Genomic DNA, 26,489 nt, shown 5'->3' on the forward strand with positions numbered 1-26,489 from the left:
GAGGAGAGCCTGTATGAATGCACGACGTAGCGATATCGAGAAACCAGCGGATAAAGCTCCGGAAGGCAGGAGGCCGGAGCAAGACGTGTTTCCCCATCCGGATGATGTGGAGCATCGGGCCACGCGGTTTGATGGCAACCCGAACCCCACGGCGGATGAAGCGGGAGGGATGTTCAAGCCTCGGGACGACACGCCCATCCTGATGGAAAAGCGTCGGGGCGCAAGGACCGGCGTGGTGGGTAAGCCAGCCACGCGGTCAAAGCACTAGCGATCCAAAGGCGAAATGGCGTCGGATGCCGTTCAGCATTCCTGTCGCCGCACCGTCGCACCGGCCAGGCATCATTATCGAAAACGCGGAACACGCTGCGGAACAAATGCGGAACGCCCGCCCTTTGCTCAAGGTGCGGGCGCTCTGAGAGTGGCGTATTTCCTTGGTGCCCGAGGCCGGACTCGAACCGGCACGACCTGAGGTCGGGAGATTTTAAGTCTCCTGTGTCTACCATTTCACCACTCGGGCCAGGGCGCGGCGGAGCCTGAGCCTGGGCGCCGCGCATCATCCCAGATAATCCTGGCTGCGGCAAATCATGGCAGGGCCCGCCGGCAGTCCCGCGAGGCGGCTGCCGTTCAGTCCAGGCAAGCGCTTGCCGCACTCGCCATGCGCAGCGCCCAAGGCAGCGACGCATTCAATGTTTCGCCGTGGGACAGGCCGGGCAGCATGCGGAACCGTGCATGCAGGTCCGGCCGTGCCGAGATGTCCTGCACAAAACGCTCGGCCTGCCCCGGCGTGGGGGCGCCGGACGCACAGTCCTGGCAACGTTCCTGCCGCACGCGCTCGGCGCCCCCTGCCAGCACCAGCAAGGCGCCGCGCGGCATCGAGGCGGGGCGTTGCGGCGCGCCCGTGATGCGCTGCGCCATGAACGGCGCGTGCCACCACAGCGAGGGGCTTGCGGCGACATAGCGGTCATAGGCGCCAGGTTGTGTGAGCAGGGCGTGCAGCACGAACAGGCCGCCATAGGAGTGGCCGTACAAGGTGCGTCGCCTGGGATCAATGTGCCAGTGTGCGGCGAGCTCGCCGTGCAAGCGGAGCAGGAACGCCAGGAAAAGGTCGGCGCCGCCATTCAGGCGCGCCGCGGAACGCGGGTCGGGTGCCGAACCGTGGGCGCCGGGTGGCAGCGGGGTGTAGTCCCACGCCCGGCTTGCGGTGTCGAAGCGGTCGTTGGTGTCGTAGCCCACGGCCACCAGCAACAGGCCTTGGGCCAGGGGCGCATGCGAGGGCAGCGCCTGCAGCACGGCATTGCCATCGAGCATGTAGGCCACAGGCCAGCCCTGGGCAGGCGCCGGGCCCGCCGGCTGACGGATCGTGACCCGCCAGGCGGTGTAGCCATCGTGACGCGCCAGCGAAAAAGTCTGCTGCAAGTGGGACATGGGCTGGATGGCGGCAGGCGCTTTCGCCAGCGCAATGCCTGGCAGGAGCGCCTGCGTGGCGCAGGCGATCAGGTGTCTGCGCCGGACATCCATCAGAACGAGACCGTGGCCGAGGCGAAGTACGAGCGGCCCGGCTCGTTGTAGCTCGCCGCGCCGGCATAGTCGGCGACGCCTTCGCGATAGAGCTTCTTGTCGAACAGGTTGTTCACGCCCACGGTGAAGCGCAGGTTGCGGTTGACGGTATAGCTGGTGTTCAGGCCTGCCAGCGCATAGGGCGAGAGTGCCGTCCGGTTGCCATCGGGAATGGGCAGGTTGCGGCGCGCGGTGAAGCCGGGGGCTTCCTGCTTGCCGTACCAGGTCACGTTGCCCTGGATGCGCCATTGATCGGTGACCGCCCAGTCCAGCGTGGTGTTCACGGTGTACTTGGGAATCACGCTCAAGGGTTCGCCGGTGCGCTTGTCCTTGGACTCGATCATGTAGGTGAAGTTGGTGTTCCAGTCCAGTGCGGCGGTCAGCGGAATGAAGAGGTTGCCTTCCACGCCCTCGACGACCGCCTTGCCGCTATTGACCCATTGCAACACCCGCTGGCCATTGGGCAACTGATAGGCGTACTGGTTGCTGGCGACGATCTTGTTGCGGTAGTCATTGCGGAAGTAGGCCGCGCTGGCGCGCCACGTGCCCGAGTCATAGGCCAGGCCGAGTTCCTTGTTCACGCTGGTCTCGGGGGCAAGATCCGCATTGCCCTGCAGGAAGCAGCCGCCGCTGTTGACCTCGGCCTGGTTGCAGCCGAAGCCCCGGCTGAAGAGCAGGTAGTTGGGGTTGGCCTGGTACAGGTTGGGCGCCTTGTAGGCACGCGCGATGCCGCCCTTGATGGTCAACTTGTCGGTGATGCGGTGCGAGGCATTCAGGCTCGGGCTCCAGGTGTTGCCGAAGTCGTCGTGGTGATCCAGGCGCAGGCCGGGCGTGACCGTCGTGCGCGTGCCCACCTCGATGTTGTCCTCGGCGTACAGGGCATAGCTGCTGGCGCGCTTGCGGGTCGCGCCTCGGCTGAAGCCGGGAATGGCGCCTGCGGGCGGATCCCAGAAGTTGCTGCGCAGGGAGCCCGGGTCTTCCAGCGATTCGCGCAGGTATTCAGCCCCGATGGTGGCAACCTGGTCGAAGCCCAGCGAGAAGGGCACGTTCACCTCGCCGCTGGCGCGCCAGTTCTTCAGGCGCGAGGCGAACCACCCTTCGCCTTCGGCGGGCGCGCCTTCGGGGCCGCCCGCCAGGCCTTCGTTCTGGCGCGCATTGCGCGTGCCTTCGTAGGCCAGCGAGAGGCGCGAGTCGCCCCAGTCCCAGCGCCCGCGATGGGTCAGGGCGACGTTGTTGCGGTACATGACGTAGGTTTCGCTGCCATACAGGCTGCTGACGAAAGCGGGATTGCCGCCGCCGTTGTTCAGCATGGTGTCGCCCGCATAGCGGTTGCCCTGGCGACTGTAGCCGGCGTCCAGTTCCAGGGTCTGCCGGCTGGTCAGCGCCCAGCTCAGCAGCGCGTTCAGGTCCTGGTTGACGAACCCTTCGCGTCCGGCGATCTGGGTCTGGTCGACGGTCGTGTTCTGTTCGTTGATGTTCTGCGCGTCGGGCCGGGTCTTGCTGTAGCCGCCGTACAGCCGGAACGACAGCTTGTCGCTCAAGGGGCCGCTCAGGCGGAAGTTCGCGCGATGCGATTCCCCTTCTTCGCCGCTCTCGGGCTGGTTCGTGTAGTAGGTGACCGAGCCGCTGAGCTTGTCGGTCGGCCGCTTGGTGATGATGTTGACCACGCCGCCCATGGCGCCAGAGCCGTAGCGGGCCGCCGCCGGGCCGCGGATCACCTCGATGCGTTCCACCTCTTCCGGCGGGACCCAGTTGGTGTCGCCGCGCGTGTCGCGGTCGCCGTTCCAGCCGTAGCGCACCGAGTTGCGGGAAGAGACGGGTTTGCCGTCGATCAGGATCAGCGTGTTTTCCGGGCCCATGCCGCGCAGGTCGATCTGGCGGCTGTTGCCCCGGTTGCCGCTGGCGCTGTTGCCGGTCAGGTTCACGCCGGGCTCGCGCCGGATGATCTCGGACAGGTCGGTCGCGGGCGGACGCCTGGCGATGTCCTCGGCGGAAATCACCGAGACACCGAGCGATTCCTTGATCTCCTCTTCGGCCGTGCCCAGGACCCTGACGGATTCCAGTTGCGTGACGGGGACGGTTTGCGCGAAGGCGGGGGCGAAGGCCACGCTGGCGAGGGCGGCGGCATGGTGCAGCCGGTACATGCGGAGGGAGCGGTGAGTGGCGGTCATTGTCGTTGTGTCTGGCGCTACGTTGCGGCAAAGCAACGACATGGGGCGTCGACGTCTGGGTCGGCCTTGATCGCTGCCAAGCTCATGATTTAATTGATAACGATTTGCATTAGCTTTGCGGCTAGACATTGTGCAGTGCGCCCGGGGCGCGTGAGTTTGTCCCGCCACCGAAACCCTTTGCGCCATCGCCATTCATCCGCCCATGCCTGAACTTCGTCCCGACACCGCCCACCAACGCGCCAGCGTGCCCGCCGAGCGCCTGCGAACCCTGGCCGCCCACGCCGCGGTGAACTACAGCGTGTCCGTGCCCGCCATCGACCGCCCCGTCCTGGACGGCGTGTTCGATACCACGGTCCTGCCCAGCGGCCTGATCGTGCATCGCGTCGACGCCCGCGATCTACAGGGCTCCCAGGTCAAGGCGGTGCTGAAGGAGGGCTTGCGCATTGCGATGGTCGTCGGTGGGCGGGCCGATGTCTGCTTTGGCGATCTCTCGCTGCAGCTGGGGCCGGCAGCGCGGCCGGCGCAGCCCGTGCAGGGCACGATGATCGCGGTGGCGCGCCCTGACCAGTTCCGCCGTTGCGGGATGCGGGGCACCATCGAACGGACGGTTTCCATCACGGTGCCATGGCCGTGGCTCGATACGTGGCTGGCGCGCGGGGCCAACGGGCCTGCCATCCGTGCCTTCGCCCGCGAGCACCTGGCCGTGCGCAGCTGGACGCTGTCGCCGCAGGCCGTGGCGACGGTCGAGCAGATGCTGATGCCGGCCATTGCCGTGCCGACGCTCTGGAACCTGTATCTGGAGTCGCGTGCGCTGGGGCTGCTGGCGGAGGCCTTCGCGGCCTGGGAGACCGAACCCGGCCCCACGGTGGCCAGCGAGCCGAACGCCCGGCTGCGGCCGCGTGACGTGCAGCGCATGGCGCAATTGCGCGCGTGGCTGGACAGCGGCGAGGCGGATGCCCTGAGCCTGGAGGCCATCGCCTGCCATGCCTGCATGAGCGTGAACACCCTGCAGCGGCATTTCAGGGCGGCCTGGGGCCGGACGGTCTTCGATTACCTGAGGGACGCCAAGCTGGAGCGCGCGCGCGTGGCGCTGGAGCAGCAGGGCATGAGCGTGGCGCAGGCCGCGTGGCAGGCCGGCTATACCAGCGCGGCCAATTTTTCCACGGCGTTCAGGCGCCGCTATGGCGTGGCGCCGGGGCATGTGCGGGCCAGCCAGTAAGGCGGGCGCGGTCGGTCTGGGTGGGGGAGGGGGGCCTGCAAGGCTGGACCTGGCGGAAGCGGTGAGATTCGAACTCACGAACGGTTGCCCGTTGCCGGTTTTCAAGACCGGTGCAATCGACCACTCTGCCACGCTTCCTGGTCTGTCCGGGACAGCTGGCACGGCTGCGTTGCGCAGCCCGTCCGTCCCGTCGAAGAGCGAGAGTGTAGCGTACGTGGCCGGCGCGCTCGCGCGCTGCCTGTCGCCCTGGCATGGACACGGGACAGGGCATCCGCCGCGGCGGTCATAATAGGGGCCCCCACGCCGCGCCTTCGGCTTGCTGCCTTCCGAGGGAGCCGTCTTTTGTCTTGGGACGGCCCGGCGACAAAAGGGGCCTGTATTCCCACACTATTTGAGGAGCCTGTCAGCATGAAAGCCATAGCGATCACCGCCCCCGGCGGTCCCGAGGTCCTGCGTCCCATCGAGCGTCCGGTGCCGGTGCCGGGGCCGGGCGAGGTGCTGATCAAAGTGGCGGCGGCCGGCATCAACCGCCCGGACGTGCTGCAGCGCTCGGGCCACTATCCGCCGCCTGCGGGCGCGTCGGACCTGCCCGGCCTGGAAGTCGCGGGCGAGATCGTGGCGGGTGACGCCGAGGCCGGCGGCTTTGCCGTGGGCGACCAGGTTTGCGCGCTGGTCACGGGCGGCGGCTATGCCGAGTATTGCGTGGCCCCCGCCGTGCAATGCCTGCCGATTCCGAAGGGGCTGTCGCTGGTCGAGGCCGCGGGCCTGCCGGAAACCTATTTCACCGTGTGGAGCAACGTGTTCCAGCGCGGCCGCCTGTCGGGCGAGGAAACGCTGCTGGTGCATGGCGGCGCCAGCGGCATCGGCACCACGGCCATTCAGCTGGCCCGTGCGCTGGGCCACCAGGTGTATGCCACCGTGGGCAGCGACGAGCGCGTGCGCGCGGTGCAGGCGCTGGGCGCCACCCTGGGCATCAACTACAAGACCCAGGATTACGCGGCGGTCGTGAAGGAGGCCACCGGCGGACGCGGCGTGGACGTGATCCTGGACATGGTCGCCGGCGACTACATCGCCCGCAACCTGACCTGCCTGGCCGACGACGGCCGGATCGTGATCATCGCGGTGCTGGGCGGCATCAAGGCCAATTTCGACGCGGGGCAGGTGTTGCGCCGACGCCTGACCATCACGGGATCGACGCTGCGTGCACGCCCGGTGGAGTTCAAGGCGGGCATTGCGCAGGCCCTGCGCGAGCATGTCTGGCCCTTGCTGGAGCGCGGCACCGTCAAGCCCGTCATCCACACGACCCTGCCGCTGGAAAAAGCGGCCGACGGGCATGCGCTGATGGAGTCGGGCGACCTGATCGGCAAGGTCATCCTGACCAACTGAGCAGCCCTTACGGGTGCCGGCAGGTGAAAAGGGGCGGGTCAGCCGCCTGGCACGGTTGTGCCGGGCGCACCACGCCTGGGCGGGTCTGCCCTAAAAACCGGCGTAACAGGATACAATGCTGGGTTTATCCCCGTTCCCCCTTTTTAGATTCCCCGCCGCATGAATGCAGATGTGAATCCCCGTCAGGCCTCGTCCATCACGCGCCAGCGCCTCGTGCTGGGCAACTGGAAGATGCATGGCAACCAGGCCGACAACGCCACGTTGCTCTCGGCCCTGGCCCAGGGTGTGCAGGCAGGCGGCACCGAAGTGGGGGTCTGCGTGCCCTTCCCGTATCTGGCGCAGGCCCAGCAGGCCCTGTCCGGCTCGACCGTGAGCTGGGGCGCGCAAGACGTCAGCGCCCAGGAGCAGGGCGCTTTCACCGGGGAAGTCAGCGGCGCCATGCTGACTGATTTCGCCTGCCGTTGGGTGCTGGTGGGCCACTCCGAGCGCCGCAGCCTGCATGCGGAAACCGATGCCCAGGTGGCCGACAAGGCCAAGGCGGCGCTGGCTGCCGGCCTGACGCCGGTCGTGTGCGTGGGCGAAACCCTGGCCGAGCGCGAAGCCGACGACACGCTGGCCGTCATTGCCCGCCAACTGGCGCCCGTGCTGGCATTGGGCGCGCCCGCCGTGTCGCGCATGGTGCTGGCCTATGAGCCCGTCTGGGCCATCGGCACCGGCCGCACCGCCTCGCCCGAACAGGCGCAGGACGTGCACGCGGCCATCCGCCAGTCCCTCGAACAACTTGGCGCGGGCGGTGTCCGCGTCCTTTACGGCGGCAGCGTCAAGGCAGCCAGCGCGGCCAGCCTCTTCGCCATGCCCGACATCGACGGTGGCCTGGTGGGCGGCGCCTCGCTGGTCGCCGACGAATTCCTGCGCATCGCCGCAGCCTAAGTTTCCGGAGTCTTTTGCAATGTCCATGATGCTTTCCGTCCTGCTTGCCGTGCAGGTCATTTCCTCGCTGACCATCATCGTTCTCGTGCTGCTGCAGCAGGGCAAGGGCGCCGACATGGGCTCGTCCTTCGGCAGCGGCTCGGCCGGCAGCCTGTTCGGCGCCAGCGGCGCGGCCAACTTCCTGTCGCGCTCCACCAAGTGGGCCGCCGTGGTCTTCTTCGCCACCACCGCCGGCCTGGCTTACCTGGGCCACAACACCGGCAGCCGCACCGGCACGGGCGGCGGCGTCATGCAGGACTACCAGGACCGTTCGGTTCCCACGCTGCCTGGCCAGACCGCGCCGGCCTCGCCGGAAGGCGCCAGCTCGGTGCCGCAAGCGCCTGCCGCCCCGCAGGCGCCCGCCCCGGGCGTGCCCGCCGCGCCCCAGCAGCAGCCGGCCCCGGCCGCCGAGGTGCCTGCAGCACCGGCCCAGCCCGCCCAGTGATAGGTGATGCCAGGCATTCGTGATAGAATGCTTGGCTTTTCTGCCTAGGCCGAACTCCTCAAACGGCCCATGCAAGGCGGAAAGAGTGACTGAACCCAAGCGCAAACGTGCTTGGGATGGCAGTCAGGCAGTACCCCAAGCCGACGTGGTGAAATTGGTAGACACGCTATCTTGAGGGGGTAGTGGCGAAAGCTGTGCGAGTTCGAGTCTCGCCGTCGGCACCAGACAAGCAAGTCCGCAAGCAAAAAAAGCCCATGTTCTCGAACGAGACATGGGCTTTTTGCTTTGCATGCCAATCATGCATCCGTGGTCAGGACCGTGAAGTCGAACAAGGCCTGCGGAGATGCCTGCAGGACCCGCTCGGCGACGGTGGCCTCGGGCTGCCGGAAGGTCTCGCGCCAGCCTCAGCGCGTCAGGTACTTCTCTTCATAGATGTCCCGCGCCCGCCCCATGTGCGCCACCGACAGGGCGTCCAGCGCCGCGCGGTTGCCGGTGCGCACGGCGTCCACCATGGCCTGGTGCTCGCGGCAAGCCTGTTCCAGCGCGCCGGCGTCGGCGACGCCATAGGCGCGCACGGGAAAGCTCAGCCAGTCGTGCAGGCGGATGGACTCGGCCAGATAGAGGTTGTCGCACAGGCCGTAGAACTCGCGGTGGAACGCCATGTTGCTGCGGTGGATGGCGATCAGCTCGCCCGAGGCCGCTGCCCGCGTATGCTCGAGGCAGGCTGCCTCGACCGACGCCAGGCGTTCCGGCGCCACGGGAAACTCGATCATCTCGATGGCCGTGTGATGCAGCACGCGGCGCATGTGATACAGGTCTTCCAGCTCCTGCTTGTTGAAGCGGCGGATCTGCGCGCCCAGGTGGGGCGGCTTGACCACGACGCCCAGGCGCTGCAGCTCGGCCAACGCGGCGCGCACCACGTGGCGCTTGGCCGCGTAGTCTTCCATCAGATGGTCTTCGATCAGGCGGGTGCGGGGCAGGATGCGCGCGCGGATGATGTCGGTCTCGATCGCCTCCATGACCTTAGCGACCTGCTCGGGAAGCTTGGCTTCGGAGAGGATGAGCGAGGAAAAACTGCTGAGGCTCATGATGGGCGCAATTCGCTGCCGTGCCGCCGGCCAGGCGGCCTGGCGAGGAATCTTATTGATAGTTTCATTGCCAAGATTGGCGACAACGTGCTTGTTGTTTTGGCTCCGCGCAGTCCCTAGACTTTTCTGCGCTGAACAACAAGGACAAGCATGAACGCTTCAAGCACACCAAAGGACATCATCAGTATCGATCCCGCCAACGGCCAGGAGATCGGACGCGTGGCGATCACCACGCCGGCGGAACTCGACGCCACCGTTGCACGCGCCTGGCAGGCGTTCAAGGAATCGGGCTGGAAAGCGCTGCTGCCGCATCGCCGCGCGCTGGTGCTCCACGCGATCGCCGATCGTATCATGGCCGAAAAAGAGGCCCTGGCCCAGCTGCAGATGCGCGATAACGGCAAGCCGATCGCCGAGTGCCGCGGCATGGTCGAATCCGCCATCGGCACCTTCCGCTATTACGCTGGTGTCTGCGAGACCCTGGAAACCGACGTGACGCCGCCGCGCGGCGACTACGTGTCGTTCACCGTGCTCGAGCCCTTTGGCGTGGTCGCCGCCATCACGCCCTGGAACTCGCCCATCATGAACGATGCCACCAAGGTGGCGCCGGCCCTGGCCGCGGGGAACGCGGTCATCCTGAAACCTTCCGAGGATTCACCGCTGCTGGGGCCGGAGCTGGCGCGCATCGCGCGGGAAGCCGGCTTGCCCGAGAACCTGCTGCAAGTGGTGCAGGGGCGCGGCGCCGACCTGGGCGCGGCGCTGGTGGCCCATCCGGGCGTGCGGATGATCTCCTTCACCGGGGGCACGGTCGCGGGCGCGCACATCGGCAAGGTGGCCGGCGAACGCCTGGTGCCCGTGGCGCTGGAGCTGGGCGGCAAGTCGCCGCACGTGGTGTTCGCCGATGCCGACCGCGAGCATGCGGTGGCGGCGGTGGTGGCCGGCATCTTCGGATCGTCGGGGCAGTCCTGCGTGGCCGGTTCGCGGCTCTTCATCGAGGAAGCCATCTACGACGAGGTGCTGGCAGTCGTGGTGGCGCGCGCCAAGACGCTGAAGGTGGCCTTGCCGGATGCCGCGGGCGTGGAAGTCGGGCCGCTGGCCTCCTTCCATCATCGTGACCGTGTCGCGGCGTTCGTCGACCGCGCGCGCGCCGAAGGCGGCCGCATCCTGTGCGGCGGCGAGGCGCCCGCGGGCGGCGACTACGACAAGGGCGCGTTCTACCTGCCCACCATCATCGATGGCCTGGGACCCGACGCCGCCAGTTGCCAGGAAGAGGCTTTCGGGCCCGTGCTGGTGGCGCTGCCCTTCAAGGATGAGGCGGACCTGATCGCACAGGCCAATGGCACCGCTTTCGGGCTGGCCTGCGGCATCTGGACCGAGAGCTTCAAGAAGGCCTGGCGCATCGGCCGTGCCCTGGAGGCGGGCTCGGTGTGGATCAACACCTATAAGCAGTCGGTGACCAGCACGCCTTTCGGCGGCTTCAAGAACAGCGGCATCGGCCGCGAGAAGGGCATCGACGGCATGAAGCTGTATGCGCAGGTCAAGAGCATGTATTTCGGCCTGCACGCCAACCCGCTGTCCGTCGCGAAATAAGCTGCGCGCCCCGTCTTTATCTGTAGGAGTCTTACGACATGAACATTTCGACTGTCGCAGTCTATGGCCTGGGCAACATGGGCTATCTGGTGGCCGAGCGCATTGCCAGCCAGTTCACGACCAAGGTGGCTGACCTGGATGCGGCGCAGGTGCGCCGCGCGCAGGAGCGTTTCAAGGCCGTGCCCATCGTGGGACCGGATGACCTGGGCGATGTGGATGTGGTGGTGCTGTCGCTGCCCAGCCCCGCGATCTCGTTGACGGTGCTGGACCAGATTGCCGCCAGGCTGCCCAAGCATGCCGTGGTGCTGGAAACCAGCACTGTCAATCCCAAGGACATCCATGCCAGCCGCAAGCTGCTGGAGAAGTTCGGCTTGCGCCTGGTCGATGCATCGGTGATGGCCGGTGTGAGCCAGATGAAGGCCGGCACCGCGATGTTGCTGATGGGCGGCGACGCGCAGGCGGTTGCCGATGCCCGGCCCGTGCTCGATGCCATTGCGCCCAAGCAGATCTATTTCGGTGACAGCGGCGCCGGGGCGGCCGCCAAGGTGATCAACAACGCCGTTGCCCACGCGGTGATGGTGGTGGTGGCCGAGGCCGGCTCGCTGGCGACGGCATCGGGCGTCAGCATCGAGAAGCTGGTGGGGCTGCTGTCGGATCCGCAGATGGGTCTGCATCGTCCGCTGACGCATCGCTACGCCGAGCGCATCGTGCAGGGCAACTACGAAGGCGGCATGCCGCTGGATGCGGCGCGCAAGGACTCGGTGCTGGCGCTGGAGCTGGCCCAGACGTTGGGCGTGCCGCTCTTCGCGATCCAGGGCTCGCACACCATCTATGACATCGCCGTCGCGGCGGGCCACGGCCGTGACGACTATGCCGCGATCGCCAAGGTATGGGCGGACTGGGGCAAGCCCGCGGTGCCGGCGCAAGCTTGATCCGCGCGCCAAGCGAATAGGCCCCGCGAATGCGGGGCCTATTTCATTGCTGGAGGGAAAGGCCGCGAGGCGCTTTCGCGCCTCGCGTCATCAGTCCAGCCACTTCTGCTTGGCCCACATGGCGCGGAACTGCTTGTCCGCTTCATTCAGGCGTGCCTGCCACTTGTCGCCCGGCAGGTAATCCATTTCCGTGAACTGCTGCAGCATCTTCTTCTGGAACTCGGGATTGGCGGCGATGGTCTCCAGGGCCTTGGCCAGCTTTTGCTCCACCTCCGCCGGCAGGCCCTTGGGGCCGATGACGCCGCGCTCGGAAGCGAACACCAGGTCCACGCCCTGTTCCTTGAAGGTGGGGACATCCGGCGCCAGCGGCGAGCGCTTCTCGCTGGCCTGGCCCAGGATGCGCAGTTGCGAACCACTGTAAGGCATGGCTTCGCCGAGGTTCATGCCGCCCACGTCGGCGTGGCCGCCCAGGACGGCATTGCGCAGCGGGCCCGCGCCGTTGAAGGGCACGTGGTTCAGGTCGGTGCCGGTGGCGGCTTCGAACATGACGAGCGCCAGGTGGTCGTCGGTGCCGACGCCAGTCGAGCCGTAGCTGATCATGCCAGGCTTGGCGCGGGCGGCATCGATCAGTTCCTTGAGCGACGTGTAGGGCGAGTCGGCCTTGACGCTGAAGGCGCTGGGATCGCGCACCAGCGTGGCCAGGTAGGTGAAGTCCTTGCCCGAGAAGCCGGCAGGGCGCTCGATCGGCAGGGTGAGCAGGCCGGGCATGTTGGTCATGCCCAGGGTGTAGCCATCGGGCTTGGCGCGGGCCACCATGGACATTGCCAGCGCGCCCGATGCGCCCGGCTTGTTGACCACCACGACCGAGCCGCCCAGTTCCTTTTCCAGGAAGACCGACAGGGTGCGCGCCGTGATGTCGGTGCCGCCGCCGGCGGCGAAGCCGACGATCAATTCGATGGGACGTTCGGGCCATTGGGCGGCAGCGGCCGGCGTGGCGGCCAGCGCCGTGGCCAGCACCATCGAGCTCGCGCCGAAACCGGCGAGCCAAGTCTTCATGGCAAACATGGGCAAATGTCTCCTGGCCGTGATGCGGCCGTACTTTGTTTGTTTTCTCATGGCGGCGCGGGCGCGCCGCCCCACTCAGGCGGGTGCCGTGACCGTGTCCGGTCTACAGTCCCTTGGCGGCATAGTGCCTGCCCGTATTCATAGCCACAAATTGATATTTGTCTGGGATTTTTAGTTTTTGGCTATTTATTGCGTGCCGCTGCGCGCTGCGCGAGCGGCGGCAACGCCTGTTCGATCTCCACGGCGGCCTGGCGCAGCGTATCGACCAATGCTTGCGCGGCGGGAGACAGCAGGCGGTCCTGCCGATGCAGGACGCCGATGGTGCGCCGCGCGCTTTCGTCCTCGATGGGCCGGCTGCGCAGGGAGCCGAGTCCCAGCGACGGCAGTGCCAGGCGCGGCAAGACCGCCACGCCCAGTCCCTGGCTGACCAGGCGGACGGCCGTCGTCATGTGCGTGACGTCATAGCGCAAACCCGTGGCCGCCTTGTCGCTGATGACGGCGCGGTCGAACTGGTGCCGTGCGCTGGACCCTTGCGCCAGCAGCACCAGATCGAGAGGCGTGAGGTCTTCCCAATGCAGGCTGGGCAGTTGTCCCACCGGATGGCGCGAAGGGTAGACAGCAAAGAAGGCGTCCGCGACCAGGGGGCTGAACTTCAAGTCCGGGGCGTCGCTGAGCAGGGTGGCCAGGGCGAACTCGATCTGGTTGGTGCGCAGCATGGCGATCAGCTCGTCGTTGTGGGCTTCGACCACGCGGATCTGCAATTTCGGGTGCTGCTGGCGCAAGGCGCCCAGGGCGGGCGGCACCAGGGTGAGCGAGGTGGATGGCAGGGCGCCGATGACGACGGCGCCTCGCCGCACGGACGCCAGGTCCTGCATGCTGCGGTAGGCTTCCTCGAGATCGGCCATGGGGCGCTCGATGCGATCGCGGAATTCCACGCCGGCCGCGGTCAGCGAAATCTGTCGCGTCGTGCGCTCGAACAGCTTGACCTCGAGCACGGATTCCAGGTCCGCGATCAAGGCGGTGAAGGACGGCTGGGTCACGCCCAGCAGCGACGCGGCGTGCGTGAACGACTTGGTCTGCACGGCCAGCAGGAACGCCTTGAGCGGCCGGTATTTGATGTTCAGTGCCATGGTCTGGCCCAGGGTCCGGCCATGGGCGCGGAGGGTCTGTCAGCGGCTGGGGGGCTTGGGAAAGGGTGATCCCATTCTATCAATCCGCCGACGGCTCACGCTTTTGCCTCCAGCGCATGGACCGCATAGAACGGCACGCCGGCCAGTGTGCGGAAGGCAGGTTCCAGCAAGCGGTAGAACAGGTTGTATCCCGCCATGACGCCATCGCTGTTGCGCAGTCGCAGGCGCGGATGCGGGCGCGTCAGGTCTGCCAGCTTCCTCGGTCCCCATTGGAACTCGGCGTGTGTCTTGCGCACCGACGTGTGGTGCTTCGCGCGGCCCATCGCCAGCCAGCACATGGCGTCGAAGCACAGCGCCGATCCCGCTGGCGCGCGTTTTCCGAAGGTCGCCAGGATGGCATGCACGGTGGAGGGCGTGAGATACATGAAGACGCCTTCGCTGAAAAGAAAGACCGGCGGCTCGTCCCGGGTGGCGGGCAGTCCCAGCGCATCCCACCATCGCGGGTCGCTCAGGTCCAGCTCGGTCTGCACATGGCGTGGCGATTGGGCTGGCAGGAGTTGCCGGCGCAATGCCATGACTTCCGGCAGGTCGGCGTCGGTCATGCGCAGTTGGCCGTTGTCCAGCCATTGCAGGTAATGGCTCAGGCCGCAACCCAGATTGGCCACGTGCGCCGACGGGTGGCGGGCCAGAAAGGCGAGGGCATGATCCCGGAAACACAGGGTGCGCGCCAGCACGCCATAGGTGCTTTGCCTGTCTTGCAACCATTGCTGGCCATCGTCTCCCATTGCCTGCAGCAGGCGGGAAGCGTGGGTGTCGCCGACTTCCAGCTGGGGAAACAGCGTGCCGCCCAGGGCACGCGCGGCGAGTGGAATGCGCAGGGTGGAAGGGACGGCGGACAGCGGGGGAGAAGAGGCGGGTGGCATGGGCGCAGCGGGGGATATCGACCAGTACATTAAAGCAGAAATGAATATCATCCTCATTTGGGGGATGCCGAAATCATTAGGCCATAGGCGGCAACGTCCTGTTTTACGGCTATATGGACATGCATTGGCGTTTTTAATGGGACAATCTGTTCCGGCTGACCCCCCCTTTTTTGATCTCCGATCCATGGCGGTGTCAGGGGCTGCTGGGTAGAATTTTTCCCACGACATCTCCCACCCACATTCCTCTGTAAGGCATATGACGCCATGAGCAACGCATACCTCGACGCCCTGAAGCAGCGCCGCACCCAATACGCGCTGGGCCGCAATGTCACGCAATCCAAGGATGCGCTGGTTGCGCTGATCCAGGACGCCATCAAGCACAGCCCCTCGTCGTTCAATTCGCAAAGCTCGCGCGCGCTGGTGCTGTTCGGCGCCGAAAGCGACAAGCTGTGGTCGCTGGCGACCGATGAGGTCCGCAAGGTCGCGCCGGCAGAGGGATTCGAGAAGACCGAAGCCAAGCTGAAGAGCTTTGCCGCTGGCGTGGGCACCGTGCTGTTCTTCGAAGACCAGGACGTCGTGAAGAAGCTGCAGGAGCAATTCGCGCTGTACGCCGACAACTTCCCGGTCTGGTCGGAACAGGCAGGCGGCATGGCCCAGCTGTCGGTGTGGTCGACGTTGGCCGTCGCTGGCGTGGGCGCCAGCCTGCAGCATTACAACCCCCTGATCGACAACGCCGTGGCGCGCGAGTGGAACATCCCCGCGTCGTGGAAGCTGCGCGCCCAGATGCCCTTCGGCTCGAACGAAGCGCCGTTTGGCGACAAGGCTTTCATGGACGACGCCGAGCGTTTCCGCGTGGCCGGCTGATCGGCTGGCAGCACCATGAAAAAACGCCTGGCACGAAAGTGCCAGGCGTTTTTTCATGCAAGCGCCAAAGGGATTCACAGCCCTGCGCGGATGCCTTCCAGCCAGCGCACCACGGCGACCGCGCCGCCGTCGGGAATGCCCACGGCGCGGTCGCCCAGGTAACTGGCGCGGCCCAGGCGAGGTTTCATGCGGGTGGTCTCGTCCGCGCCGTGGCGGGCCGCCTGCAACGCGGCGTCGAATGCCTGGAGGCCGTGCTGGCCGGCTGTCAGCGCGTCATGCCAGGCGCGGGCCGCGGGAGCGAGTGCATCGATCATGGTGCGATCGCCGGGCTTGGCGCCACCCATCTGCATGATCGCGTCGATGGCGGCAGCAAAGGCGCCTTGCCACTGCGCCGGCGTGGGCGTGGCGACACCCGCCAGCTCGCGGCTGGCGCGCAGCAGGGCAATCGCATAGAACGGGCCGGAACTGCCGGCAATCGCCCGGCGCATGGCTTGGCTGAGCGACGCGAGGAACACGTCGGGGGCATGGAAGGCGTGGCCGGGCAGGGCGCGCAGGGCTTGGGCGCCGCGCGCCATGCTGGCGCCCAGGTCGCCGTCTCCGGCCTGGCTGTCGAGATCCGTGAGCTCCGGCTCGGCGGCGATGATCGTGTCGGCAGCGCCCAGCGCCACACGCCGCAAGGCTTCAGCCAGCGGACCGGCAGGCACGGGCGCTGGCGTCTCGGCCACGCCCGCCGGTGCGGGCGCCGCAGTGCGCGTGCCGGGAATGCGGCCTGATGCGGGCCATGCAGGCGCCTGGGTGGGCGCGTCGAGCAGGGACAGCAGGGCATCGTCGACCGCCAGCACCGTCAGCGAGCAGCCCGGCATTTCCAACGCGGTCATGAAATTGCCGACCCATGCACGCTCAGGCACCAGGCCTTGGTTGCGCAACGCGGCCAAGGCGTGACGCGCGATGATCTGCAACTCCATGGGCGGCGTGCCCCCCAGTCCGTTGACGAGCACGGCAACCCGCCGCGTATCCGCAGGCAGCTCGGGAAGGATATGGGCCAGGATGTCGTCCACGATCGTATCCGCGGATTGGATCTGCCGACGGCCGACGCCCTTCTCGCCGTGGATGCCCAGGCCGTATTCGATTTCCGTGTCGCCCAGCGTGAAGCTGGGCGTGCCCGCGGCGGGAACCGTGCACGCGCCCAGGCCCACGCCCATGGAGCCCAGCGCTGCGGCGGCACGGGCCGCGACAGCGGCGACCTCCGCAAGCGGCAAGCCTTGCTCGGCTGCCGCACCCGCGATCTTGTGCACGAATACCGTCCCTGCGATGCCGCGGCGGCGATCGGCGGGAACGAGTTCGCGCAGGGAGACGTCGTCGGCGACGACGACGACCTCGACAGGAATGCCTTTCTCGCGGGCAAGCTCCGCGGCCATCCCGAAATTCAGGCGGTCTCCGGTGTAGTTCTTCACGACCAGCAACGCGCCCTCGGGGCCCGAGGCCGCAAGAATGGCGCTCAGCACGGCGTCGACGCTGGGGGAGGTGAAGACATCGCCCGCGATGGCAGCGCTCAGCATGCCCTGGCCCACGTAGCCCGCGTGCGCGGGCTCGTGCCCGCTGCCGCCGCCCGACAGCACGGCTACCCGGCGCTGTGCGGACGAGCGCGGCTCCGCGCGCAGGACGACGTTCTCGCCGTCCATCAAGGCCAGGTGTTCGTGGGTGTCGACCAGACCCTCCAGCATCTCTCGTACCACGTGCCGAGGGTCGTTGATCAGCTTCTTCATGCGTGCTCCTGTATGACGGATGAGGGCGGAGGAACCGTAGCCTGCCAGCATGCCACCGCAGGGGTTCGAAGGGGAAGTATGGCGTCTTTCTTTCCGGCCGTTCAGTCGGAATGTCCCGGGACTCGTCGCGTCCGTGGTGTGCCTCGACATTCACCGCCGATCCGGCGGGAGAGGCCACGGCGCCAATGGTCATGCGGCTTGTGGGCGCTTTCGTCGGCTGATGGGGCAACACGCTGGCCCCAGCCAGGCCCGCCGATGTCCCGGGACATTCTCCATGTCGCTGACACATGCCGTTGCGAACATCGCAACCGGTAGCTTATCTGTGTCACCTCAACGGAGCGGACCCCGCAATGGCCTCACGTCGTCCTTTCCCCGCCATGCCCCGCCAGTCCCGCCCGTCCCGGTTCCAGCGCGGTTTCACGCTGATCGAGATCATGGTCGTGGTCGTCATCATGGGCATCCTGGCCAGCCTGGTCGTGCCCCGGTTGCTGGATCGTCCCGACCAGGCGCGCGTGGTGGCCGCCCGCCAGGACATCTCCGCGCTGATGCAGGCCCTGAAGCTCTACCGCCTGGACAACTCGCGCTATCCCACCAGCGAGCAAGGCCTGGACGCCCTGGTCAAGCCGCCTGCCGGTGCCTCGGGCGCCGCCGCGCGTTCGTATCTCGAGCGCCTGCCCGACGACCCCTGGGGCAATCCCTATCAATACCTGAATCCCGGCGCCAACGGCGAGATCGACGTGTTCTCCTTCGGGGCCGATGGCAAGCCGGGCGGCGAGGGCGTGGATGCCGACATCGGCTCCTGGCAACTCTGAGGCTGGGGTTCCAATCATGCAGCAATGCCCGCTTCGCGCCGCGCCGTCCCTGACGGGGGGCGTCGCGGTGGCGCGCCGCCAGGAAGGCATGGCCGTCATCAGCGCGTTGCTCATCGTGGCGTTCGTCACCGTGGTGGCTGCCAGCCTGACGCAACGCCAGGCCACCTTGCTGCGTTCCGTGCAGGCCGAGCAGGCGCGGGGACAGGCGCATTGGCTCCTGCGTGGCGGGCTGGACTGGGCGCGCGGCGTGCTGCAGGCCGATGCGCAGCGCGGTCCGGTCACGCACCTGGGGGGTGATTGGGCCAGGCCCATCCTGCGCAGCCGCTTCGGCAGCGAGAATCCGCGCCTGGTCGGCACGTTCTCGGGCAGGCTGCATGACGAGCAGGCCAAGTTCAATTTGCGCAATGTCGTGCGGCAGGGCAAGGTCAGCACCGAGGACGTGGAGATGTTCGGCCGCTTGTGCGCGCAGCTTGGCATTGACGCCGCGCTTGCCAGCCGTATCGTGCAGCGGGTGGTGATGGCCCACCCGCGCGGCCAGAGCCAGGAGACCGAAAGGGATGACGCCGAGGCCGAAGACGATGCCGCAGAAGGGGGCGATGGCCGGGAAGGGCGCGCCACGCTCGCGCTGCCGGAAGTGGCCCAGGCGCCCATGATCCGGGTGCTGGAGGATCTGCTTCCCCTGGATGGCATGAGCGCGGGCGTGCTGGAAAGCCTCCGTCCCTATGTCACGGTGCTGCCTGCCAACACCGCCATCAATATCAATACCGCGCCGGCGCGTGTCCTGGCTGCCGCCATACCCGATCTGACCGTGACCCAGGCGCAAGCGCTCACCGATGAAAGGGATGCGGGCCAGTGGTTCCGCAACCGGGGCGATCTGGTCAACCGGTTGCGGCGGCTGGACATCGGGATATCCAGGGTGCGCATGAGCGCCTTCAGCCAGTGGTTCCGTCTCTCCAGCGTCGCAACGTTGGATCAGGCCACAGTGCCCATGCAGGCCTTGATCCAGCGCCAGCGCAGCCCCCGTGCTGTCCCGCGTGTCGTATGGCTGCGGGAGGGTGCATGAAAACCCTGCTGCGCATCCGCCTGCCCCGGCTCAGCCGGCTGGACGCCGATGCCGAGGTCGATGCGGCACAAGGCGATGGCCGAGGTGGCTTCCAGGCCGCCGGCCGTTTTCCCCTGAGCGCATTGGCTGTCCGCTGGCCTCGCGCGCGCGTGCAAGCCATCCTGCACCCCCACGACGCGGTGCTGGCCAGCGTCGCCTTGCCGCCGTTGCCCGCTGCCAAGCTGCGCGCGGCCCTAGCCGGCGCCATGGACGGCCTGCTGCTGGGCGATCCCGACGAGGTCATCCTGGCGCATGGCCCTCGCGCACCAGACGGCCAGGTACCCGTGGCCTGGACGGCGCGGGAACCCTTGCAGCGGGCCGAAGCCTGCCTGCGCGGCTGCCAGCTCACCGTCTCCGGTTTCCTTCCCGCCCCTTGCGCCTTGCCTGTGCCGGACGCCGGCTGGACCGTGCACCTGAATGAAGAGGGCTACGCCGTCGTCCGCACCGGCATGGACACCGGCTTCGTCTATCCGCGGGCGCGTGTCTTGCCTGGCGCAGCGGAGTGGGAGGCCGACGAACTGTCTCCCTTGCTCGTGCAGGGCACGCCTTCCCACATCGCGTGGGTGGGCAGCGTGCCACCTTTCCGCCCCATCGCCCTGGATGTGCCGTCTTCCGAGATCGACGCGGCGCAGGCGTGGCTGGCTGCCTCGCCTGCCTGGTCGCTGACGTGCGCCGCGCAATCCCGAGGCGTGGCGCCAGGCGCCTGGCGCTGGCCGATCACGGCGGGAATCGCCGCAGCGTTGGTCTGGGTGGTGGGCCTGAACGTCCAGGCCCATCGCCTCGCGTCCGCCGGGCAAGCCATGACGCAAGACATGCATGCGCGCGTGAAAGCCGCGTTTCCGAATCTGGGCGTCATCATGAACCCCCTGCAGCAGGCGCGCCAGCAGCGGGACGCGCGCACGCAGGCCGCCAACGCGGCTGCGCGAGAAGGGTTCGCGGGCTTGCTAGGCTTGACGCTGCTGCACAGTCCATTCGCCGATGGCCAGGTGAAGACCCTGCGCTACGCCGATGGGCAACTGACTTTCGACCTGGATACGCCTGGCGCCGTGCAAGATGGCCCGACGTCGCCCGCCTGGGTCGAAAAGGCCCGCCAGGCGGGGCTCTCGGTCGAACCGGCGGAGAGCGGATGGCACGTGCGCGCCAGCGCGCCGTCTTCCGAAGGGGCAGCCAGCCAGCCGGTGCGGCAGGCCAAACCCAGCCAGCCTGGCCGGACACGATCATGACGCGCCCCGCAGCAAGCAGGCCGGCCGGCCTGGGACTGCGGCGGCCGGGATGGCCGCCCGTCCTGCGCAAGCGCATGGATGCCTGGTCGGCGCAGGCGCGCGCGCAGTGGTCGCAACTGGCCGCGCGCGAGCGGCGCCTGGTGCTCTTTTGCGCGGTGCTGGTCGTCGTCGTGGGCGGCTGGGTGCTGGCCATCGAGCCGGCGCTCAAGCGCATCGATCACTGGGAAACGGAACTGCCCCGCTTGCGGTCGCAGTCCAGTGCGCTGGATGCCGTGCTCGATGAGGCAGCCGTGCCCGTGACACCTGTCCTCCCCGCGCCGGGCGAGTTGCCCGCGCGCCTGGCCCGGAGCCTGGATGCCGTGGCACCGGGCGCCTATACCCTGGTGGCCGACGAAGAGACTGCTGCCGATGCGCCAGCCTGGCGCGTGCGTTTCGATGACGCCGAGGCAGGTGCCGTCATGGCCTGGCTGTTCCAGGCGCCCGCCGAGCTGGGCCTGGCGGTGAGCGGCGTGTCCCTGACCCAATCCGCTGAGCTGTTGCCGCCGGACACCGACATCGATGTCCGTGCCCTGGCGGGACGCGTGCGCGGCGACGTGCGCCTCGCATTGCCAGCGTCCCTTCCTTCCAAGGATTCACCCTAGATGAAGCAGCACCCCACGCAAGGCCGCGCTGACCGGCGCGCCCGTCTCCTGCGCCGCACCCGCGTGGCCAGCGCCGTGTGCTTGTGCCTGAGCGTGCTGGGCTGCGCGGCGCCCGGCCAGGACGACGTCACGCGCAAGCCTTCCGCGGCGGGCGTGCCGCCCGCCGACCCGCTCGTCCAGGCGCAGGCCGAGCCCGTGGATCTGCGCTCGCCGCCCGCAACGCGCCGTGGCCAGGCCGAGCCTGGCCGTGCGACGCCCACGGCCGAGCGTGCGTCGTCGCCAGTGCCGCCGGGACCGGTCATCCGTCCCACGTCGGGCGCGTCGCGGTCGGCCGTCCGGCCTCCGGCCGCGCCCATGCCGGCCGCGGCGGCGCGTCCAGGCGGCGCCGGCAACGACGAAACCGTCACGCTGAATTTCGTCGACGCGGACATTCCCACCGTCCTGCGCGTGCTGGCCCGCTTCACCGGCCGCAATTTCCTGGTCGACCCGCGCGTGAAAGGCCAGCTTACGCTGGTGTCCGAGCAGCCCGTGCCGGCTGGCGTGGCGCTGCAGATGCTGCAGGGCTCGCTGCGCATGCAGGGCTTCGCGATCGTCGAGTCCGAAGGGCTGACCCGCGTCGTGCCCGAGGCCGATGCCAAGCTCATCGGCGGCACGGTGCTCGGCGCCGACGCGCCTGCCGGGGGAGGCGGTCTTGCCACGCGCACCTTCCGGCTCAGCTACGAGAACGCCACCAACCTGGTGAACGTGATCCGTCCGATGGTGCCGCCCAACAATCCGGTCACGGCCTATCCCGGCAACAACACGCTGGTGGTTACTGATTACGCGGAGAACCTGGCGCGCATCGCCCAGATCATCGCGTCCATCGACACGCCGACGGCGCTGGACACCGACGTCATCAAGATCCATAACGGCATCGCGCTGGACATCGCCGCCATGGCCGCCGACCTGCTCGACGCACAAAGCAACGACCCCACCCAGCGCATCGTGGTGGTGGCCGATCCGCGCTCGAATTCCGTGGTGGTGCGCGCCAGCAGCCCGGCCCGCACGCAACTGGCGCGCGACCTCATCATCAAGCTCGACAACGTCCAGAGCGACCCGGGCAATCTGCACGTGGTCTATCTGCGCAATGCCCAGGCCCTGCACCTGGCCGACGTGCTGCGCGGCCTGCTGACGGGCGAGAGCGGTGGGCAGGGGAGCATGGGTGGGGGCAGCGACGAGTCCGTGCGCGCGGCCTTGGGCGGCGGCGGCATGAACAGCGGCACGGGCAGCGCGTCGGGGTCATCGGCCGCCAACGGCGCCAGTGCCTCGGGCAGCGGTTCCACCAGCGGCAGCGGTTCGGGCATGAGCAGCAACACGCGCATCGCCCGCACAGGCATGGGCGGCGCGTCTGGCCAGAACGGCCAGGGGGGCATAGGCGGACAGGGCAGTTCCTCGGCGTTCTCGGCGGGCGGCGTCACCGTGCAGGCCGATGCGTCCACCAACACCCTGATCATCTCCGCGCCGGACCCCATGTATCGCAGCCTGCGCAAGGTCATCGACCTGCTGGACCAGCGCCGCGCCCAGGTGCTGGTGGAAAGCCTCATCGTCGAGGTCACAGAGAACGACTCGGCGGAACTCGGCATCCAGTGGATGGCAGGCAACGGCCGCTATTTCGGCGGTGCCAACCTGAGCGGCAGCGGGCTGAACGTGAACGCCGCCACGACCATCGACGCCGTGCCGCGGGGCATGAACATCGGCATCATCGACGGCACCGTCAACCTGCCCGGCGTGGGCGAGATCCTGAACCTGAAAGTGCTGGCCCGCGCCTTGCAGACCAAGGGCGGCGCCAACATCCTGTCCACGCCCAACCTGCTGACCCTGGACAACGAGCCCGCCAGCATCATGGTGGGCAAGACCGTGCCTTTCGTGTCAGGGCAATACGTCACCTCGGGCAGCGGCGGCAGCAACAATCCCTTCCAGACCATCCAGCGCGAGGACATCGGCCTGAAGCTCAACATCCGGCCGCAGATATCCGAAGGCGGCACGGTCAAGCTGGACATCTATCAGGAAGTCAGCAGCATCGACAACAACCTCAGCAACGAAGCGGGCGTGGTCACCAACAAGCGCGCCATCGACACCTCGGTGCTGCTGGACGACGGCCAGATCATGGTCCTGGGCGGCCTGCTGGAAGACAGCGTCAGCACCACCACCGATGCCGTGCCCTTGCTGGGCTCGCTGCCCGTGCTGGGCGCCCTGTTCCGTTACGACTCGCGCCAGCGCGTGAAGACCAACCTCATGGTTTTCCTGCGCCCCTACGTGGTGCGCGATGCCCAGGCGGGCGCCGGCCTCACGCAAGACCGCTACAACTTCATGCGCCGCACGCAGGCCGCCGTCCAGCCCGGCAGGCACTGGGCGCTGCCCGACATGAACGCGCCCATCCTGCCGCCCCCCGGCGTGCCGCAGGCGGCGGGCGAGCAGGCCTATGACCTGCGCCCCGGGTCCTGGGAGGACACGCAGCGCCAGGCGCCGCCGCCCGTCACGCAGTCCTCGGCGTTGCGCCAGCAACCCACGCCCGCCGACAATGCCGCGCCCGGCGAGACGGTCCGCACGCGCCTGCCCACGGGGCTCACCATTGCCTCCGACCCGGATGCCTTCTACGGCCACACGCGCACCGATACCAACGTGCTGCAGATTGCCGATGTGCAAAGCCAGTCCGCCGCCGAGCAGATCGCCCAGCGCGTGCGCATCAGCGGCCTGAAGGCCTACACGATGGCCGGGCCCGGCGGCATGGGCTATGTCGTGCGCACCGATGTGTCACGCGATCCCGCGGCAACGGATGCCGCCGTGCAGGTGCTGCGCGAGCTGGGCTACCGGCCCGCGATCTCGGTGGGGCAGTGACCATGGGCGCGCCGCTGGCCGCCAAGCTGCCGTATGCCTGGGCCAAGGCGCAGCGGCTGGTGCTGCGCGCCGAGGCAGACACGCTGGGCCTGGCCGTCAGCCCGCTGACGCCCGGCTGGGCCATCGCGGAAGTGCAGCGCCGCCTGGGCGATGACGTGCCGCTGCCGCTCTCGCGCCTGAGCGAGGCGGAAATGGACACGCTGCTGGCGCGCACCTATGCGGACGCGGGCGATGCCGCCTCGGTGGTGGGCGCCGCGGAAAACGACATCGACCTCGACCGGCTCATGCAGGACATGCCCGAGGTCACCGACCTGCTGGATGCCCAGGACGACGCGCCGGTCATCCGCATGATCAACGCGCTCTTCACCCAGGCCGCCCGCGACGGCGCCAGCGACATCCACATCGAGCCTTTCGAAACGCACTCGGTCGTGCGCTATCGCGTGGACGGCACGCTGCGTGATGTCGTCAGCCCCCGCAAGGCGCTGCACGGCGCGCTGATCTCGCGCATCAAGATCATGGCGCACCTGGACATCGCAGAGAAACGCCTGCCCCAGGACGGACGCATCGCGTTGCGCGTGGCGGGCCGGCCCATCGACATCCGCGTGTCCACCGTGCCCACCGGCCACGGCGAACGCGCGGTGCTGCGCCTGCTCGACAAGGAGGCCGGCCGCCTGCAACTGGAAAGACTGGGCATGGCCCCCGGCGTGCTGCAGCCGCTGGACCGCCTGGTGCATCAACCGCACGGCATCGTGCTGGTCACCGGCCCCACCGGCAGCGGCAAGACCACCACGCTGTACGCCGCGCTGGCCCGCCTGGACGCCAGCACCAGCAACATCCTGACCGTGGAAGATCCGGTGGAATACGACCTGCCCGGCATCAGCCAGATCCAGGTCAACGCCAAGATCGACATGACTTTCGCGCTGGCCTTGCGTGCCATCCTGCGCCAGGATCCGGACGTCATCATGATCGGCGAGATCCGCGACCTGGAAACCGCGCAGATCGCCGTGCAGGCTTCGCTCACCGGCCACCTGGTGCTGGCCACCTTGCACACCAACGACTCCGTCTCGGCCGTCACGCGCCTGACCGACATGGGCGTGGAGCCTTTCCTGCTGGCCTCGTCGCTGTTGGGCGTGCTGGCCCAGCGCCTGGTGCGGCGGCTGTGCCCGCACTGCCGCCGCGCCGAGCTGTTGCCCGATGGCAGCACCGTCTATCACGCCGTAGGCTGCGAGCACTGCAATCACGTGGGCTACAGCGGCCGCACCGGCATCCACGAACTCTTCGTCGTCGACGACCACATCCGCCGCCTCATCCATGAAGGGCGTGGCGAACAGGCGCTGCGCGAAGCCGCGGTGGCGCATGGCATGCACACCATGCGCGACGACGGCCGCCGCTGGGTGGAAAGCGGCGCCACCACGCCCGAGGAAATCGTGCGCGTCACGCGCGACGCCTAGGACCGACAGGGGAGGGCCGCATGGCCACGTTCCAATACGAAGCCTCGGACGCGGGCGGAAAGATCGAACAGGGTTCCATCGACGCGGACAGCGAACGTGCGGCGCGTGCCGCCCTGCGCGGCAAAGGCCTGTTTCCCATCGCATTGGCCGAGCGTCGCAAGGCCGGCGCGGGCGGCAGCGCTTTCAGCCCGCGCCTGTCCGACAGTGACCTGGCCTGGGCCACGCGCCAGCTGGCCAGCCTGCTGGCCGCGCGCCTGCCGCTGGAAGCCGCGCTGACCGCCACCATCGACCAGGCGGAAAAGAAGCACATCGCTGACACCTTCAATGCCGTGCGCGCCGACGTGCGCAGCGGCACGCGCCTGACCGACGCGCTGGCCGCGCGGCCCCGCGACTTCCCCGAGATCTATCGGGCGCTGATCTCGGCTGGCGAAGACTCCGGCGACCTGGCGCGCGTCATGGAGCGCCTTGCCGACTACATCGAAGAGTGCAACGCCTTGCGCGGCAAGGTGCTCACGGCCTTCATCTATCCCGCCATCGTCGGCGTGGTGTCCGTCTGCATCGTCATCTTCCTGCTGGGCTACGTCGTGCCGCAGGTCGTCAGCGCCTTCAGCCAGGCGCGCCAGGATCTTCCTGGCCTCACCATTGCGATGCTCACCGCCAGCGACTTCGTGCGCAACTGGGGCTGGCTGACGGCCTTGTTGCTGGTGGGTGCGTACTGGCTGTGGCGCATGTGGCTGCGCGATCCCGCGGCCCGTCTTGCCTGGCACCGCCGTGTGCTGGGCTTGCCGCTCATCGGCCGCTTCACGCTGGGCGTGAACACCGCGCGCTTCGCCTCCACGCTGGCAATCCTCACCGATGCCGGCGTGCCGCTCCTGCGCGCGCTGGATGCGGCGCGCCAAACGCTGGGCAACGACAGCCTGCGCGCCGCGGTCGATGACGCGACCGGCCGTGTGCGCGAGGGCGTCTCGCTGGGCGCGGCGCTGAAGTTACAAAAAAGTTTTCCGCCGCTCCTCATCCACCTCATCGCGAGTGGCGAAAGTACCGGGACTTTGTCGGCGATGCTGGAGCGATCCTCCGCCACATTGTCCCGGGACATCGAGCGCCGCGCGATGGCGATGACGGCGCTGCTGGAGCCGCTGATGATCCTGATCATGGGCGGCGTGGTGCTCACCATCGTGCTGGCGGTGCTGATGCCGATCATCGAGATGAACACGCTGGTGTAGGGCTGGCGCGGGTTCTGGGAGGGGGAGGCGTGAGTTTTCATGTTTGGGCTCGCATTTC

Annotated in this window: 22 protein-coding genes and 3 tRNA genes; 16 read left to right on the top strand and 9 right to left on the bottom strand. The window is 68.0% G+C overall.

Annotated elements, in window-relative coordinates; genetic code table 11:
• The first annotated feature begins 13 nt into the window (after positions 1-13).
• Positions 14-268, top strand: a complete 255-nt coding sequence (locus ODI_RS22245) for a hypothetical protein (protein WP_157929733.1) — start codon at positions 14-16, stop codon at positions 266-268.
• A gap of 164 nt (positions 269-432) precedes the next feature.
• On the opposite strand, the gene ODI_RS06295 is transcribed toward ODI_RS22245, so the two are convergent.
• The 3 genes from ODI_RS06295 to ODI_RS06305 all read right to left on the bottom strand — a co-directional run bounded on the left by ODI_RS06295 (position 433) and on the right by ODI_RS06305 (position 3,728).
• Positions 433-517: transfer RNA gene (locus ODI_RS06295), tRNA-Leu, on the bottom strand.
• Between the two features lie 107 nt (positions 518-624).
• Positions 625-1,518, bottom strand: coding sequence for an alpha/beta hydrolase (locus ODI_RS06300; RefSeq protein WP_067759284.1), 894 nt, complete (start codon positions 1,516-1,518; stop codon positions 625-627).
• Positions 1,518-3,728 carry a FepA family TonB-dependent siderophore receptor gene (locus ODI_RS06305; protein WP_082985504.1) on the bottom strand — a complete coding sequence of 737 codons (2,211 nt, stop codon included), beginning with the start codon at positions 3,726-3,728 and terminating at the stop codon, positions 1,518-1,520. The genes ODI_RS06300 and ODI_RS06305 overlap by 1 nt, the downstream gene beginning before the upstream one ends.
• Before the next feature lie 202 nt (positions 3,729-3,930).
• Here ODI_RS06305 and ODI_RS06310 point away from each other — a divergent pair, with 202 nt between their 5' ends.
• Complete coding sequence (locus ODI_RS06310; protein WP_067759279.1) at positions 3,931-4,947, top strand: helix-turn-helix transcriptional regulator; 1,017 nt, start codon at positions 3,931-3,933, stop codon at positions 4,945-4,947.
• Positions 4,948-4,997: 50 nt separating this feature from the next.
• Here ODI_RS06310 and ODI_RS06315 read toward each other — a convergent pair.
• Positions 4,998-5,085, bottom strand: a tRNA-Ser gene (locus ODI_RS06315).
• 270 nt (positions 5,086-5,355) lie between these two features.
• Between ODI_RS06315 and ODI_RS06320 the strand changes: the two genes are divergently transcribed.
• From ODI_RS06320 to ODI_RS06335, 4 genes are all read left to right on the top strand, one after another.
• Complete coding sequence (locus ODI_RS06320) at positions 5,356-6,333, top strand: NAD(P)H-quinone oxidoreductase (RefSeq protein WP_067759276.1); 978 nt, start codon at positions 5,356-5,358, stop codon at positions 6,331-6,333.
• 159 nt (positions 6,334-6,492) lie between these two features.
• The gene (tpiA, locus tag ODI_RS06325; protein WP_067759273.1) at positions 6,493-7,263 is read left to right on the top strand and encodes a triose-phosphate isomerase; all 771 of its coding nucleotides are present in this window, start codon (positions 6,493-6,495) and stop codon (positions 7,261-7,263) included.
• A 19-nt stretch (positions 7,264-7,282) separates the two neighbouring features.
• Positions 7,283-7,747, top strand: coding sequence for a preprotein translocase subunit SecG (gene secG, locus ODI_RS06330; protein WP_067759270.1), 465 nt, complete (start codon positions 7,283-7,285; stop codon positions 7,745-7,747).
• 139 nt (positions 7,748-7,886) lie between these two features.
• A tRNA-Leu gene (locus tag ODI_RS06335) sits at positions 7,887-7,971 on the top strand.
• Between the two features lie 180 nt (positions 7,972-8,151).
• Here the strand turns inward: ODI_RS06335 and ODI_RS06340 are convergent.
• Positions 8,152-8,835, bottom strand: coding sequence for a GntR family transcriptional regulator (locus ODI_RS06340; protein ID WP_067759267.1), 684 nt, complete (start codon positions 8,833-8,835; stop codon positions 8,152-8,154).
• Between the two features lie 150 nt (positions 8,836-8,985).
• Here ODI_RS06340 and ODI_RS06345 point away from each other — a divergent pair, with 150 nt between their 5' ends.
• Both ODI_RS06345 and ODI_RS06350 read left to right on the top strand, forming a co-directional pair.
• Positions 8,986-10,422 (top strand): aldehyde dehydrogenase, encoded by a 1,437-nt coding sequence (locus tag ODI_RS06345; protein WP_067759264.1) that lies wholly within the window; start codon positions 8,986-8,988, stop codon positions 10,420-10,422.
• 38 nt (positions 10,423-10,460) lie between these two features.
• On the top strand, positions 10,461-11,354 hold the full coding sequence (locus tag ODI_RS06350) for an NAD(P)-dependent oxidoreductase (protein WP_067759262.1): 894 nt from the start codon (positions 10,461-10,463) through the stop codon (positions 11,352-11,354).
• 90 nt (positions 11,355-11,444) lie between these two features.
• Here the strand turns inward: ODI_RS06350 and ODI_RS06355 are convergent, their stop codons facing one another.
• The 3 genes from ODI_RS06355 to ODI_RS06365 form a co-directional block, all read right to left on the bottom strand.
• Positions 11,445-12,410, bottom strand: a complete 966-nt coding sequence (locus tag ODI_RS06355; RefSeq protein ID WP_231968209.1) for a tripartite tricarboxylate transporter substrate binding protein — start codon at positions 12,408-12,410, stop codon at positions 11,445-11,447.
• Positions 12,411-12,601: 191 nt separating this feature from the next.
• On the bottom strand, positions 12,602-13,549 hold the full coding sequence (locus ODI_RS06360) for a LysR family transcriptional regulator (RefSeq protein ID WP_067759256.1): 948 nt from the start codon (positions 13,547-13,549) through the stop codon (positions 12,602-12,604).
• 95 nt (positions 13,550-13,644) lie between these two features.
• Complete coding sequence (locus ODI_RS06365) at positions 13,645-14,472, bottom strand: class I SAM-dependent methyltransferase (RefSeq protein WP_173719645.1); 828 nt, start codon at positions 14,470-14,472, stop codon at positions 13,645-13,647.
• Positions 14,473-14,736: 264 nt separating this feature from the next.
• Between ODI_RS06365 and ODI_RS06370 the strand changes: the two genes are divergently transcribed.
• Positions 14,737-15,336, top strand: coding sequence for a nitroreductase family protein (locus tag ODI_RS06370; protein ID WP_067759251.1), 600 nt, complete (start codon positions 14,737-14,739; stop codon positions 15,334-15,336).
• 74 nt (positions 15,337-15,410) lie between these two features.
• Here the strand turns inward: ODI_RS06370 and ODI_RS06375 are convergent, their stop codons facing one another.
• Positions 15,411-17,102: a dihydroxyacetone kinase family protein gene (locus ODI_RS06375; RefSeq protein ID WP_067759249.1), complete on the bottom strand. Its 1,692-nt coding sequence runs from the start codon at positions 17,100-17,102 to the stop codon at positions 15,411-15,413.
• A gap of 350 nt (positions 17,103-17,452) precedes the next feature.
• Here ODI_RS06375 and gspG point away from each other — a divergent pair, with 350 nt between their 5' ends.
• The 7 genes from gspG to gspF are packed head-to-tail and all read left to right on the top strand — an operon-like array spanning position 17,453 to position 26,431.
• The gene (gspG, locus tag ODI_RS06380) at positions 17,453-17,914 is read left to right on the top strand and encodes a type II secretion system major pseudopilin GspG (protein ID WP_269460529.1); all 462 of its coding nucleotides are present in this window, start codon (positions 17,453-17,455) and stop codon (positions 17,912-17,914) included.
• Positions 17,915-17,930: 16 nt separating this feature from the next.
• A complete protein-coding gene (gene gspK, locus ODI_RS06385; protein ID WP_067759243.1) occupies positions 17,931-18,977 on the top strand; it encodes a type II secretion system minor pseudopilin GspK in 1,047 nt (348 codons plus the stop codon).
• Complete coding sequence (gene gspL / locus ODI_RS06390; RefSeq protein ID WP_067759241.1) at positions 18,974-20,239, top strand: type II secretion system protein GspL; 1,266 nt, start codon at positions 18,974-18,976, stop codon at positions 20,237-20,239. The genes gspK and gspL overlap by 4 nt, the downstream gene beginning before the upstream one ends.
• Positions 20,236-20,880 carry a type II secretion system protein GspM gene (gspM, locus tag ODI_RS06395; RefSeq protein WP_067759239.1) on the top strand — a complete coding sequence of 215 codons (645 nt, stop codon included), beginning with the start codon at positions 20,236-20,238 and terminating at the stop codon, positions 20,878-20,880. The genes gspL and gspM overlap by 4 nt, the downstream gene beginning before the upstream one ends.
• The gene (gene gspD, locus ODI_RS06400; protein WP_408635909.1) at positions 20,881-23,757 is read left to right on the top strand and encodes a type II secretion system secretin GspD; all 2,877 of its coding nucleotides are present in this window, start codon (positions 20,881-20,883) and stop codon (positions 23,755-23,757) included. It abuts the gene before it with no gap.
• 2 nt (positions 23,758-23,759) lie between these two features.
• Entirely contained in the window at positions 23,760-25,208 is a 1,449-nt protein-coding gene (gene gspE, locus ODI_RS06405; RefSeq protein ID WP_067759237.1) for a type II secretion system ATPase GspE, read from the top strand.
• Between the two features lie 20 nt (positions 25,209-25,228).
• On the top strand, positions 25,229-26,431 hold the full coding sequence (gene gspF / locus ODI_RS06410) for a type II secretion system inner membrane protein GspF (RefSeq protein WP_067759235.1): 1,203 nt from the start codon (positions 25,229-25,231) through the stop codon (positions 26,429-26,431).
• Positions 26,432-26,489 lie beyond the last annotated feature (58 nt).

The sequence above is a fragment of the Orrella dioscoreae genome, from assembly GCF_900089455.2.
In the GTDB taxonomy this organism is placed as follows: domain Bacteria; phylum Pseudomonadota; class Gammaproteobacteria; order Burkholderiales; family Burkholderiaceae_B; genus Orrella; species Orrella dioscoreae.

Bases quoted from the DNA above. Each gene is read 5' to 3' on its own strand.
- ODI_RS22245 (WP_157929733.1), top strand. From the start codon at position 14: ATGAATGCACGACGTAGCGATATCGAGAAACCAGCGGATAAAGCTCCG.
- ODI_RS06300 (WP_067759284.1), bottom strand. From the start codon at position 1,518: ATGGATGTCCGGCGCAGACACCTGATCGCCTGCGCCACGCAGGCGCTC.
- ODI_RS06305 (WP_082985504.1), bottom strand. From the start codon at position 3,728: ATGACCGCCACTCACCGCTCCCTCCGCATGTACCGGCTGCACCATGCC.
- ODI_RS06310 (WP_067759279.1), top strand. From the start codon at position 3,931: ATGCCTGAACTTCGTCCCGACACCGCCCACCAACGCGCCAGCGTGCCC.
- ODI_RS06320 (WP_067759276.1), top strand. From the start codon at position 5,356: ATGAAAGCCATAGCGATCACCGCCCCCGGCGGTCCCGAGGTCCTGCGT.
- tpiA (WP_067759273.1), top strand. From the start codon at position 6,493: ATGAATGCAGATGTGAATCCCCGTCAGGCCTCGTCCATCACGCGCCAG.
- secG (WP_067759270.1), top strand. From the start codon at position 7,283: ATGTCCATGATGCTTTCCGTCCTGCTTGCCGTGCAGGTCATTTCCTCG.
- ODI_RS06340 (WP_067759267.1), bottom strand. From the start codon at position 8,835: ATGAGCCTCAGCAGTTTTTCCTCGCTCATCCTCTCCGAAGCCAAGCTT.
- ODI_RS06345 (WP_067759264.1), top strand. From the start codon at position 8,986: ATGAACGCTTCAAGCACACCAAAGGACATCATCAGTATCGATCCCGCC.
- ODI_RS06350 (WP_067759262.1), top strand. From the start codon at position 10,461: ATGAACATTTCGACTGTCGCAGTCTATGGCCTGGGCAACATGGGCTAT.
- ODI_RS06355 (WP_231968209.1), bottom strand. From the start codon at position 12,410: ATGAAGACTTGGCTCGCCGGTTTCGGCGCGAGCTCGATGGTGCTGGCC.
- ODI_RS06360 (WP_067759256.1), bottom strand. From the start codon at position 13,549: ATGGCACTGAACATCAAATACCGGCCGCTCAAGGCGTTCCTGCTGGCC.
- ODI_RS06365 (WP_173719645.1), bottom strand. From the start codon at position 14,472: ATGCCACCCGCCTCTTCTCCCCCGCTGTCCGCCGTCCCTTCCACCCTG.
- ODI_RS06370 (WP_067759251.1), top strand. From the start codon at position 14,737: ATGAGCAACGCATACCTCGACGCCCTGAAGCAGCGCCGCACCCAATAC.
- ODI_RS06375 (WP_067759249.1), bottom strand. From the start codon at position 17,102: ATGAAGAAGCTGATCAACGACCCTCGGCACGTGGTACGAGAGATGCTG.
- gspG (WP_269460529.1), top strand. From the start codon at position 17,453: ATGGCCTCACGTCGTCCTTTCCCCGCCATGCCCCGCCAGTCCCGCCCG.
- gspK (WP_067759243.1), top strand. From the start codon at position 17,931: ATGCAGCAATGCCCGCTTCGCGCCGCGCCGTCCCTGACGGGGGGCGTC.
- gspL (WP_067759241.1), top strand. From the start codon at position 18,974: ATGAAAACCCTGCTGCGCATCCGCCTGCCCCGGCTCAGCCGGCTGGAC.
- gspM (WP_067759239.1), top strand. From the start codon at position 20,236: ATGACGCGCCCCGCAGCAAGCAGGCCGGCCGGCCTGGGACTGCGGCGG.
- gspD (WP_408635909.1), top strand. From the start codon at position 20,881: ATGAAGCAGCACCCCACGCAAGGCCGCGCTGACCGGCGCGCCCGTCTC.
- gspE (WP_067759237.1), top strand. From the start codon at position 23,760: ATGGGCGCGCCGCTGGCCGCCAAGCTGCCGTATGCCTGGGCCAAGGCG.
- gspF (WP_067759235.1), top strand. From the start codon at position 25,229: ATGGCCACGTTCCAATACGAAGCCTCGGACGCGGGCGGAAAGATCGAA.